The sequence below is a fragment of the uncultured Maribacter sp. genome, assembly GCF_947496775.1.
Taxonomy (GTDB): Bacteria; Bacteroidota; Bacteroidia; order Flavobacteriales; family Flavobacteriaceae; genus Maribacter_B.
This window is the reverse complement of the sequence record NZ_CANMDU010000006.1, coordinates 209,451-221,588: the sequence shown is the minus strand read 5'-3', so window position 1 is coordinate 221,588 and position 12,138 is coordinate 209,451. Positions and strand designations below refer to the sequence as shown.

Below are 12,138 nucleotides of genomic sequence, written 5' to 3'. Positions count from 1 at the left end.
ATAAAAATAAGCTTCAAATTAATTTTTCTTGTTCTTTATGAGCTGGTTTACTTCTTATTTAATGAAACCTATTGTAATGCACTTATTAATATTTTCATTTCTTCTATGTTACCAATAGTTATTCGTGACCATTTTCCATTTTCTTCATAAATTCTGCTGCCTTTTATACGGTTTAATGCTAATTGTTGCAAATAGTCTTTCGGGTAATTTTCCAAAGAAAAATATAGGAAATTGGTATAAGAAGGAATAGTAGTAATCTTTAGTTTTTGAAACTCTTTTATTGTGTATTCTTTCGCTTCTATGTTCAATTTTTTTACTTTTTCTGTAAAAGCATGGTCTTGTAAAGATACTAGGGCACCTGCCATTGAAATTAAACTAAGGTTTCCGTTAGGCCAAGATTTTAGTTCTTTTAATTTTTTGATAGTTGATGTATGGCCAATTGCATAACCAATTCGAGCTCCGGCCAATCCATGTAATTTAGAAAAAGTTTTAGTTATAATTACGTTTTTATTTGTAATACCAAGATTGCCCAATGATTCTTCTTCTGTATAATCAATATACGCTTCATCAATTAAAATCATTACTTTTTCGCTTACCTTTTCAATGAAAGAGAGTAGCTCTTTTCTATTACAAATAGTCCCAGTCGGGTTATTTGGATTGCAAATGTAAATTAGTTTAGTATCTGTTTGAATGGCATTAAACATTGCTTTTAGATCGTGTTTTTTGTCTTTTGTAAGAGGGATAGGAATTCTTTTAAATTCACTATCTGTTTTTGTGGACGTCCAATAATCAAAAGTATTGTTTGCTATTATATAACTGCCTTTATTTTGGGAGGTTAATTGAAAAGTTAAATCTAATAATTCAGTAGAGCCAGGAGCAAGTAAAACATTCTCAGGGGTAACTTCATTTTTTTTAGCAATAGCATTTATTAGAGCGGTAGTTGTTTTAAATGCATATCTATTAGCATTACTAATACTTTCTTGCATTGCTATTAGAGCTTTTGGCGATGGGCCATATGGATTTTCATTTAGACCCAATAGAGTCATTGAGTCCGAATTACTTGGTTGTTCTTTTGTAATTGTTTGGGCATTGATGTTTATTCCTAGAGACATCCCTAATATTCCCAATCCTGTTTCTTTGATCCAATTTCTTCGATTGTTCATAAGCTTGTTTTTAGATTGTTCATTAAATCATGAAGATTATTCGTATGTAGCTGTAATATAGCTACATACAAGTTACAGTAAATGCATAACAACTAAAAATGGAAAGGAGTTGTAAATTATTGATTTATAGTTTTTACAGCATTTCCGTAAGTTTACTATTTGTGGCTTTTTCTAATAGGTAGTTCTCTAGTTAAATCATTTCCTTTACTTCTAAATTTCTTCTGTACAACAACGTCTTCAATCATTCTTTTTGCGACCAGGGAAATTATGGAAGTGCCTTTACATTTCCCATGCTTAGGGTTATTGGTCCAATTTTATGTTTCGTTGGTAATAATACTCCATTTTGCATTTTTTTCCAATCATCCCAAGTTGCTTCTATCCCTCCAATAGGGATTATTTTTACCCACATTTGGAAAGATTTTGGTAAGCCATTTGGTTCTAATTTCCATAGATACGAGTCTCCAGGTGTTGAGCCTCCAAGGGTATGGGTGACTAAAAGAGCTTCCTCTCCATTTTCTAATATTACGATGCTTCTTTCTGTTCCTTTGTCGAATACTTTAAATGGAGCAATAAGCCAAAACGAATCATTATTAAAATGTGCAATAGCCTTTTTTACTAGTATATTTTTCTCGGAGATATTTATGCTTTTGTTCTTAACAATAACCTTATTCTTGTCTGGGTTAGATAGGTGTAATGTAACAAGGTTGCTTTTCCACTGTACAGTTACAATTTCTTTTGCTATATTCCATTTATATTGATGAGAGCCGCTATTAAATGACCATTCTAGATAACGGGTTTTAGCAAAATCTTTTTGATGGATGGTATGCAACATTTTTCTGGCCAAAGCATCTGCTTTTGTACCTTTTTCCCCTTTAGGAATAGGTTTGTTGTAGATGATGTAAGCAATCCCACTTCCTAAAACGATAATAGAAAAAGCATAGCAAATAAACTTCCCAAGTTTTTTAAGTAACTGCATTTTTTTTTTAGTAAACAACCTCAGGGCAAGCCCACGAGGCATTAGAAGGAAAATTAGCATTAATTTCAACGCAAGCGTCAGAGCATTTAAATCTCGATTATCGAGTAAATAACATTAACCCAAGGGTCGGTGGTATTACATTTGGATATTCCATTTTTTTTTTTTTTTTAACCTAAGCAACTAGGATATAAAACTCAAAAGAGGGATAGTACTGCGATTAAAATCCAACAGCGGTATCATCTCCTCTTTTATCGGCACCTCCTTCTAATCTGCCATCTGGTAAGACAAGGATTGCATCCACTTTACCAATAATTGGAGTGCGTTTTTCATTTATTATATAATTTTTACTCTTTAATTCAGTTTTTAAAGTTTTTGAAAACCCATTGGGTTCAAAAACAATAACATCTGGCAACCATTGATGATGAAAGCGCGGTGCATCCACAGCCTCTTGCATACTGAGATTAAACTCGTAGGTGTTTAAAATGGTTTGTGCAACTGCAGTAATAATAGTAGAGCCCCCAGGACTACCAACTACCATCCATAGTTTTCCGTCTTTTTCAACTAAAGTAGGTGTCATGCTACTTAACATACGTTTTTCAGCAACAATACTATTTGCCTCAGCACCAATTAGCCCAAACATATTGGGTGTACCAGCTTTAGCGCTAAAGTCGTCCATTTCATTATTCAGAAAAAAACCAAGTTCATCGCAAAAAAGTTTAGAACCGTATGCTCCATTTAGTGTTTCTGTCACCGAAACAGCATTTCCTTCTTGGTCTATTATAGAGTAATGGGTGGTTTCCATACTTTCAACAACTTGTATATTTCCTCTTTCTACATCAGATGATTTTGTGGCATTGTCAAGAGAAAAATTTTCCATTCGCTCTTTTAAATAAGATTTACTTAATAGAACATCTAAGGGGATATCAACAAAGTCAGGATCTCCTAGAAAATAATTTCTATCCGCATAGGCTCTTCTGCATGCCTCTGTAAACAATTGTATGGCTTTTGTAGAGTTGTGTCCGTATTCAGAAATATTGTAAGGCTCGATCATACTAAAAATCTGATTCAAAGTAACACCACCGCTACTAGGTGGACTCATTGAAATTACCTTTAAGTCTTTATATTTAAAGATAACCGGTTGGCGCCATTTTGCTTGATATTTCGCTAAATCTTTTTCGGTTACGTATCCACCATTTTCTTGAATAAATGTGGCTAATTTTTTGGCCACTTCGCCTTTGTAAAATCCATCATGACCTTGTTCTGCAATTATTCGTATAGTTTTTGCCAAGGCTTTGTATTTTATAGTATCACCAGCAACGAATTTTTGAGCAAATAAAGTGCTGTCGCCATTTACTTCAATAATTTTATCTCTATAATTATCTAGACGTTTTGCTTGTTTTTCTGTAACAATTACCCCGTTTTCGGCTAGCGCAATTACGGGATTCAAAATCTCATTTAGAGGGAGTTTTCCAAATTTTTTGTGTACTTGTATTAATCCTGCTATGCCACCGGGCACCCCAACTGCTGTTGCTCCTAGTGTGCTTTTCCCCGGAATTACATTACCCAAAGAGTCTAGATACATATCTCTTTGCGCGGATAAAGGGGCTTTTTCTCTATAGTCAATACTGCCAACATCGCCATTACTTTTTCTATACACCATAAAGCCACCACCTCCTATGCTACCAGCAAAGGGGTATGCAATATTTAAGGCCATTTCTGTAGCTACCATAGCATCAAAAGCATTGCCTCCTTTTTTAAGTATGTCTAATCCAATTTTGGAAGCTTCTTCTCTGGCAGAAACAACCATGGCGTTTTTAGAAACTAAACCAGTTGGGGTGGGAGATTTTTTTTTACAATTTATATTTAAAAGTATAATTGATAATAGTAGATATATTTTTTTCAAAATTAAATAGAGTTAAGTTTTAGATAATCAGTTTTTTAAATAAGTCCTTATAAAGAAATAAATTTTTGTTTAGAAAAAGTAATAAGTTCTTCAAAAAACAATGTAAACTCCTCTTCAAATTTGCCGTAATGTTCTTCTAGATCTAAAATTGCAAAATTCATTTTAGATTTATTTTTTGTCCGCCTATTCATTCCATTTAAAACACGGTCAATACCTTCCATTTTAGAGTAGTTGTATATCCAATTGTCACTAATCATATAAGGCATCATTCGTTTAACACCATCAGGTAGTATTTCGTAATTGTCCTCTAATAAATCATAAAAATTATCTACAAAAATATCGAGAGGTATATTGGAGTATTTCTTCCAATTTTTTGCTAAAAAATGGTCGTAAAAAATGTCTACAATAACTCTGCTGTAGTGACTATAGTTTTTATGAAGCCGTTTACTACTAATTTTAGGGATGGCATGGCTATCTGTAAATGTATCTATAGACCGATGTAATTGAATGCCTTGTTGTACTCTTTCCGGTAGATGGTTGAATTTATTTCCTCTAATACTGTCTGCAATAAAATTTCCAATAGTAATTTCTTTATCACCAAAAGACAAATAAATGTGAGCTAAAAAGTTCATAGGACGATGGAAGTTTTCTTAAGGTCGAATTTACGAATTGTAAAAGTTAAGATAAGGAATAGTCCTGTATATTTGCAAAAACTTTTATAAAGCATATGACACTAATTAAATCAATATCAGGAATCCGAGGAACTATAGGCGGACAACCAGGAGATAATTTAACACCTATTGATGCTGTAAAATTTGCAGCCGCTTACGGTACTTGGTTAAAAGGATATTCTAAAAAAGAAAAATTAAAGGTAGTTATTGGTAGAGATGCAAGATTATCTGGAGAAATGATTCAGAATCTTGTAGTTTCTACATTAACCGGATTAGGCATAGATGTAATAGATTTGGATCTATCTACTACGCCAACAGTTGAAATTGCTGTTCCAATAGAGAAAGCAGATGGAGGGATTATTTTAACTGCTAGTCATAATCCCAAGCAATGGAATGCTCTAAAGCTTTTAAACGAAAAAGGAGAGTTTTTAGATGCCGCCCAAGGAGCAGTTATTTTAGAACTTGCAGAAAAAGAAGAATTTAGTTTTTCTGAAGTAGATGATTTAGGTACTATAGTTAAAAATGATGCGTATATAGATATACATATTGATGAAGTCTTGGATTTACCTTTGGTGGATGCAGATACTATTAAAAAGGCAAAATTTAAAGTAGTAGTAGATGGTGTAAATTCTACTGGAGGTATAGCTATCCCCAAATTATTAAATGCTTTAGGAGTAGAAGTAGTTAAATTGTATTGTGATCCAACAGGTCATTTTCCACATAATCCAGAACCGCTAAAGGAGCATTTAGGAGATATATGTGATTTAGTTGTAAAAGAAAAAGCAGATTTCGGAATTGTTGTAGATCCAGATGTAGATCGTTTAGCTTTTATTAGTAACGATGGTGAGATGTTTGGAGAAGAATATACTTTGGTAGCATGTGCGGATTATGTTCTTGGAAAAACAAAAGGAAATACGGTATCTAATTTATCATCTTCTAGAGCGTTAAGAGATATTACTCAGAAACATGGGGGAACTTATGAAGCTGCTGCCGTTGGAGAAGTAAATGTGGTTACCAAAATGAAAGCTAACAATGCAATTATTGGTGGCGAAGGTAATGGAGGTATTATTTATCCAGAAAGTCATTATGGTAGAGATTCTCTAGTTGGAACTGCTTTGTTTTTAATGCTTATGGCTGAAAAAGGAGGAACAGTTGCTGAATTGAGAGCTAGTTATCCTAGTTATTTTATGAGCAAAAAGAAAATACAACTAACGCCAGATTTAGATGTGGATGGTATCTTAGTTGCTATGGCTAAAAAATATGATGGAGAAGAAATTTCTACAATAGATGGGGTTAAGATAGATTTTTCTGAAAACTGGGTGCACCTTCGTAAGTCTAATACAGAACCAATTATTAGAATATATACAGAAGCTAAAAGCCAGGCAGAAGCAGACAATTTAGCAGATAAAATTATCGGTGAAATTAAGGAAGTTGCTGGTCTATAAATCTAAATTAATCTTATTATAAAAAAGAGGTTATCTTACATTGGGTAGCCTCTTTTTTTTTGTAATATGCCTATTACGTATTAGACATAAATTTAGTATTGCGGAGTAAATAATGGTGTTGGGAATAGTTTTTATAGAAATTCTTTTGGAACTCTATTTCTGTGCTTCCACCTTCGATGCGTCCAAAGATAGTGTTCTGGTTTTTCTTTTATTTGTTGTTCTGTTAATCTTAAAAACTGATTCGTTATTTCGTTTTTTTCTGTTTCTTTTCCGTTTTTAGTTATTGGAATAAATTCGGCGCTATAATACCCTCTTTTTGTTTTAGAAACTTTTAAAAAAATTACTGCAAGATCAAGTTTTTTAGCCAAGGCTTCAGCTCCATTAAAAATAGGAACTTTAATATCCATGAATTCTGTCCAGTATTGACCTTTATGAACCATAGGGGATTGGTCGCTTACCATACCATAAACAGATTTAATATTTTTTTTGGTGTTAGATATTACTGTTTTTACCGTTTCAGCCTGTGTTATTAGAGTAGTGTTCCAGCGCGCTCTTGTTTTTGTTATCCAAGCGTCAAAATAGCGATTGCTTATTTTTTGATAAACAGCATAACCTTTGTCTTTAATATAGTTGTTCATGCTGACGTTCCATTCCCAATTGGCATAATGGGCGCATACAACTATAATGCTTTTGTCTTTTAAGATATTGGTTAAAACATCCATATTGGTAACATGGTACCTTTTTTTTACTTCTTCCTTGGAAAGATTCATTGTTTTTACCATTTCTAAAAACATATCGCACATATGTTTATAGAAATTTTTCTCAATACTTTTTATTTCTATTTCGGTTTTTTTAGGAAATACTAAAGTTAAGTTTGCTCGCACTACTTTCTTTCTATACCCGAATATCCTATAAATTATCACATAAACAATATCAGAAAATAGATAAAAAACTTTATAAGGAAGCTTGGAAATTATCCATAGTAGAGGGTACGCTAAAATGAAAACAAGGAATTGCATATTCTATATTATAATGGGCAAATATAGTTATATTTGAAAGGTATATTAAATTATGCTTTATGAACAATCTTCATTTGGTTACCATAGCTGTTATTGCGGCTAATATTATAGTTTCATTTAAAGGTTTTGAGGATTCCCATTTTTTTCAACGTTATAAGTTTGGTGTAGGCCCTATAAAAGCTGGGCAAAAGGAAAGATTGGTTACTTCTGGTTTTTTACATGTAGATATTGGACATCTATTAATGAATATGCTTACGTTGTATTTTTTTGCAAATGTGATAATATCTTATTTTGGACCAATTAAGTTTATATTATTATATTTCATAAGTCTTATTGCGGGAAGTTTATTGTCTCTTTTTTTTCATAAAGATGAACCTTATTATTCTGCTGTAGGAGCAAGTGGAGCTGTAACAGGCATTTTGTATGGAGCTATTCTTTTACAACCGAATATGATGCTTGGTCTTATGTTTATAATACCAATTCCTGCTTATATTTTTGGAATTGGATATTTATTATATTCTATTTACGGAATGAAAAATAGAGTAGGGAATATTGGTCACACTGCGCACTTTGGTGGCGCTATAGGTGGTTATGTTACTACATTAATTTTTGCACCTAATTTGATCTTTACAGAAACACTAATGGTTGTTCTTTTGGCAATACCTATTATTATTCTTTTTATAATGGAAAAAAGAGGAAAAATATAATTAGTTCCCTTTTTTAGGGTTTTCTTATATCTTGATATCTATAGTAATACGTAAAAAAACTAAGGTAAAGTGTATTTCGTCGAAAATATGGAAGGTCTTTATACCTAAAGAGTATTTTTGACGTTGAGTTAGAACCCAAATCTGACAACAAATAACCTACTTTTATGAAAAAGACCCCCCTTTACGTATTAGCCTTTTTAGGTTTAATGACTGCTTGTACAGATGAAACTACTGTATATAGCGAAACTCAAGATGACATTTCAATAGAAAAAAATGAACAAGCTCTAGAAAACAGTATTGTTTATGACAACGCAGGTGTTCTAGACATTATGGATGAAGCTACTTTGTCTGGAAAATCGGGCTTAGCGGCTAAAGCAGATTTGGCAGGAGATTACCCTTTAACTTTGGTAGCTCAGGTAGATGTACCGTCTAGTGGTAGTTCTACGAACCTTACAGCATCTCATGTCTCTTTAGACGGAGATTATGCTTATGTATCCTACAACACCGTCGAAGATGGTTATGCCGGAGCTATGGATATTATTAATGTAAGTAATCCGCATTCCCCTAGAGTAACATCAAGATTGTATTATACGAATGCAGATATAAATTCCTTACAATACGCTAATGGATATGTGTATTTTGTTGGAGGTGTAGATTCGGAAACTTCAGTAAGAGCTACAAGTAACTCTTTTTTAGGGAAAATATCAGCTTCTAACGGGAAATTCAGTGTTGCTGGTATTACATATGCTTTTCAAGAAGGATATAACGCTACTGATGTGGCGGTTAATGGAAATTCTATATTGGTAACAAGTGGTCAAGAAGGAACATTATCAGTTTATAACAAAAACACTTTAGAAGTTCAAAACGAAACTCCATTTATGGATTTGCGTTCTGTAGCTGTACAATCAAATAGTATTGCAGTTTTAGATGCTAGTCAAGGAATTCATGTTTTAGATGAAAATTTAAACGTTGTTAATGCAATTGCAATAAGCAGTGATTTTGGTATAAATACTAAAAGAACGTTAGATTTTTCTGGAGATAATATTGTAGTTGCCGAAGGAGCAAAAGGAGCAGGAGTATATAGTATTGCAACTGGAGCTTTAAAAGAATACATTCCAATATTAATTAATCCTAATGGAGTAGATAATGGAGATGTTGTTACAAATGCAGTTGCAACTAATGAGGATGTTTTGTTAATGGCAAATGGGGGTGCAGGATTATGCTTGTCAGAAGAACAAAATGATAATACAGATTTGGTTGGTATTATTCAATTAGAAGGTTCTGTAAATTATGTAACAACAAAAGGAGACTATGTTTTTGCGGCTTCTGGAAAAGAAGGTTTACAAATTATAAAATTAAATAAACCAGATGAAAGCTTAGCTACTCGCTGTTCAGAATTATCTTCTTATAGTGGTAGTTCTAACCTTAATGTAAACGCTAATCAAACATTATCTTATAGAGGTTCTAAAAGATTTAATAGTGTAAATATTGGTGGAGATTTACTTTTATGTGGATCCTGGACGGTTAAAGAAGGTGTGAATATTAATTCCAATGCTTTATTTGAGATGAATGGGACATTCGTTGTTGGTAGAAACAATAGAAAAAGAAATATTAATGTTAATTCTGGTGCTAAGCTTAGAGTAGAGGGTAACTTAACCATTTATGGAGATTTAGTTCTTAATGATGGAGCTACAATAGAATTTATTGGAGAAGACTCTGTAGTAAATATATTTGGTGACGTTAAAAAATCTGGAAACGTAACTGTAGAAGGAAAATTTAAAGACGTTAAGGATAAATTCTAGTATTTGAAGAACAATATATCAATAACAAAAGAGCCCTAAACATATATATGTTTAGGGCTTTTACATTTAAAGTTTATGCTATTGGAATACTAACTTTTACGGTATAATCAATTGGTTTTATATTCTTAATAATGGGTTCTTCTAATAATTTGTTATTTACAGATATCATTGTTTCTGTAATTTCTTTTTCACGATTTATTTTAACATAAAACGTGGCACCTCTGAATTGTCTTGTAATTTCTACCTTATCCCAATGATTTGGTAAATTTGGAGATATCCTTAAACCTTTTATATCGCCAACAAGACCAAATAACCCCTCAATAAGGCAGCGATAAACCCAACTAGCTGTTCCAGTATTGAATAGTTGACTAGATCGACCAGAAGTTCTTGGAAATTGTTTAAATGCTCCGCGATAATAATTGGGTATAAATAATGGTAATTGCCCTCTTTGAATATAATCTTTTTCGTTTGGCCCAGGAATCATTTTTTTGAGTAATTCATACGCCTTTTCTTTTTTCCCAGAGGAGTATAAACCAAAAATGTAAAATACAGCAGCATGGTTATATACAGATCCGTTTTCTGCAGACCCTGGATATTTTTGTGTAACTCGGCCAATATCTTCTCGCATGCTAGTATAAGAAGGAGCAAGCATTTCTACTCCATACGGAGTTTCTAATTCATTTTCTACTGCATTAATTATTTTTTTACTTTGTTCCTCGTCAGCACAGCCACTAAGTAATGCCCAACTTTGCGGGTTTAAAAAGATTTTACCTTCCCTATCTTTTTTAATACCAAAAATTACATTATTATCTGTAATTCCTCTTGCGTACCAATTACCATCCCATAAATGAGTGTTTATTGCGTTTTTGACATTTTTAGCCATTAAAGAAAAGTCCATTTCAGGGTCGATACTTTTATTTTTTAAAGATATTTCATACCATGTATTCAGGGCATATGCAGTTGCCAAAGATAACCATCCGGAAACCCCTTTTCCTTTTGGACCAACCATATTCATAGGGTCGCACCAATCGCCTTGGTTAATATAATTTAGTCCTCTTTCATCACGATTTTCATATAACCATAGCATGGCTAGGTTAATATGTTCGGTTACCGTGCTTTTTACACTACTATCAGAAAAAGAAACGCGTTCTTTTAATATTTTATAATCATTAGTCTCGTCTAAATATGCTTTTAAACATATTGGTAGCCAAACACAATGATCTGTATGTGGCACTTCATTTATGTATTTTAATTTTGCCTTTTTATGAATTAATATTCCATCTGGCATAGCTCCACTTTTCTTTTGTTGACTTAAAGCAGTAAGAATAGCATGTCTTGTAACTTCTGGTTTAATATAGCTCATCCCCATATTATCCTGTAAATAGTTGCGAGTTTGTGGGTCTGTACTTAGTCTATTGGTTTCGCCGTGGTAATATACTTGCCTTGGTAACCAGTTATTTACAAAGTCATCTAATGTTTTATCAGGGGTTTTAATGTTTATGCAGCCCGTACCGTGAGCAATATAGGATTTGTATTCTTTTAAGGACTTTTGAAAACCGTTTATATTGTTTTTGTCGATGTCTAAAAAATAACGTTTACGAATGAATTCTATTTCCTCTTCATTATTTGCAGGGCCAAATAAAAACCTAAAACTTTGTTCATTTTCGGCTTTTAAATTTAATCTATATTGCATAGCGCAAGTTGGTGTTTCATAACAAGCATCACCATTTGATAACTCTTCTGCGCTAATTCCAGTAGGATATTCAAGACCACCTTCCCCTTCAAAAGAAGCTTGGTTTACCTCCCAAAAATTAGGTGTAGTATCTGCAAGGAAAAAGGTTTTGTCTTTTAGTGTTTTAATATTTTCATACTCTTGGTATTTTTGATAAGGTGTAATAGAAGAACATACAATACCACATAAATCTTTGTTGAATATTCCGGATTGGTTCATCCAAGACATATATCCAGTTGGAAAATAGGGGTAAAGGCTAATTTTTTTTGGTTTAGATGTTGTGTTTTTTACAGTAATACTCCATAGTTCTATGGCTTCATCATTTGCTAAACTCAAACTCATTTTAACCTGTAAGCCGTCTTTTTTAATTTCCCATGATATGTCATTTTTTCCTGCTGAAAATATGTAACTATCAACTTTTGCTCTTACTGGAGCATGTGGAGCTGAGAAAAGAGTTTTGTTTTCTTCATCTTTAATATAAAAAAACCTCCCAGGATGATGTGCATAATATGGTTGCTCTGGCTGCATAAAAGTTTTTGCTTCTAAATTAGGAGAATAAGCATATTTACTTGGTTCTGGCTGCATGAATTGAGAAACCGCATAACCACGGCAATTCATGTGTATCATCATTTTTTTATTCCATAAAAAAGCCGAAGCATTTGGCATTTTTATAGGCGAATTTAATTCTATTCGTTCTCCATTATTTACAGATGTAATCAT

9 protein-coding genes are annotated in these 12,138 nt (G+C 32.8%); 3 read left to right on the top strand and 6 right to left on the bottom strand.

Annotated features, from left to right (window positions below):
• Positions 1-68: 68 nt before the first annotated feature.
• From Q0856_RS11660 to Q0856_RS11645, 4 genes are all read right to left on the bottom strand, one after another.
• On the bottom strand, positions 69-1,163 hold the full coding sequence (locus Q0856_RS11660) for a histidinol-phosphate transaminase (RefSeq protein ID WP_298505188.1): 1,095 nt from the start codon (positions 1,161-1,163) through the stop codon (positions 69-71).
• A gap of 265 nt (positions 1,164-1,428) precedes the next feature.
• Positions 1,429-2,139, bottom strand: coding sequence for a hypothetical protein (locus Q0856_RS11655; RefSeq protein WP_298505186.1), 711 nt, complete (start codon positions 2,137-2,139; stop codon positions 1,429-1,431).
• A 217-nt stretch (positions 2,140-2,356) separates the two neighbouring features.
• Positions 2,357-4,042, bottom strand: coding sequence for a gamma-glutamyltransferase (gene ggt / locus Q0856_RS11650; protein WP_298475742.1), 1,686 nt, complete (start codon positions 4,040-4,042; stop codon positions 2,357-2,359).
• Positions 4,043-4,089: 47 nt separating this feature from the next.
• Positions 4,090-4,674 carry an acyl carrier protein phosphodiesterase gene (locus Q0856_RS11645; protein ID WP_298475739.1) on the bottom strand — a complete coding sequence of 195 codons (585 nt, stop codon included), beginning with the start codon at positions 4,672-4,674 and terminating at the stop codon, positions 4,090-4,092.
• Positions 4,675-4,769: 95 nt separating this feature from the next.
• Here Q0856_RS11645 and glmM point away from each other — a divergent pair, with 95 nt between their 5' ends.
• A complete protein-coding gene (gene glmM / locus Q0856_RS11640) occupies positions 4,770-6,158 on the top strand; it encodes a phosphoglucosamine mutase (protein WP_298505183.1) in 1,389 nt (462 codons plus the stop codon).
• A 131-nt stretch (positions 6,159-6,289) separates the two neighbouring features.
• Here the strand turns inward: glmM and Q0856_RS11635 are convergent, their stop codons facing one another.
• Positions 6,290-7,177: a lysophospholipid acyltransferase family protein gene (locus Q0856_RS11635; protein WP_298505180.1), complete on the bottom strand. Its 888-nt coding sequence runs from the start codon at positions 7,175-7,177 to the stop codon at positions 6,290-6,292.
• A 59-nt stretch (positions 7,178-7,236) separates the two neighbouring features.
• Here Q0856_RS11635 and Q0856_RS11630 point away from each other — a divergent pair, with 59 nt between their 5' ends.
• On the top strand, positions 7,237-7,884 hold the full coding sequence (locus tag Q0856_RS11630) for a rhomboid family intramembrane serine protease (RefSeq protein ID WP_298505178.1): 648 nt from the start codon (positions 7,237-7,239) through the stop codon (positions 7,882-7,884).
• Between the two features lie 164 nt (positions 7,885-8,048).
• A complete protein-coding gene (locus tag Q0856_RS11625) occupies positions 8,049-9,686 on the top strand; it encodes a hypothetical protein (RefSeq protein ID WP_298505176.1) in 1,638 nt (545 codons plus the stop codon).
• Positions 9,687-9,759: 73 nt separating this feature from the next.
• Here Q0856_RS11625 and Q0856_RS11620 read toward each other — a convergent pair whose 3' ends face one another.
• Positions 9,760-12,138 (bottom strand): amylo-alpha-1,6-glucosidase, encoded by a 2,379-nt coding sequence (locus tag Q0856_RS11620; RefSeq protein WP_298505173.1) that lies wholly within the window; start codon positions 12,136-12,138, stop codon positions 9,760-9,762.

Coding starts and splice junctions, on each gene's coding strand:
- glmM (WP_298505183.1), top strand. CDS start 4,770: ATGACACTAATTAAATCAATATCAGGAATCCGAGGAACTATAGGCGGA.
- Q0856_RS11660 (WP_298505188.1), bottom strand. CDS start 1,163: ATGAACAATCGAAGAAATTGGATCAAAGAAACAGGATTGGGAATATTA.
- Q0856_RS11625 (WP_298505176.1), top strand. CDS start 8,049: ATGAAAAAGACCCCCCTTTACGTATTAGCCTTTTTAGGTTTAATGACT.
- Q0856_RS11635 (WP_298505180.1), bottom strand. CDS start 7,177: ATGCAATTCCTTGTTTTCATTTTAGCGTACCCTCTACTATGGATAATT.
- Q0856_RS11655 (WP_298505186.1), bottom strand. CDS start 2,139: ATGCAGTTACTTAAAAAACTTGGGAAGTTTATTTGCTATGCTTTTTCT.
- Q0856_RS11620 (WP_298505173.1), bottom strand. CDS start 12,138: ATGATTACATCTGTAAATAATGGAGAACGAATAGAATTAAATTCGCCT.
- Q0856_RS11630 (WP_298505178.1), top strand. CDS start 7,237: ATGAACAATCTTCATTTGGTTACCATAGCTGTTATTGCGGCTAATATT.
- Q0856_RS11645 (WP_298475739.1), bottom strand. CDS start 4,674: ATGAACTTTTTAGCTCACATTTATTTGTCTTTTGGTGATAAAGAAATT.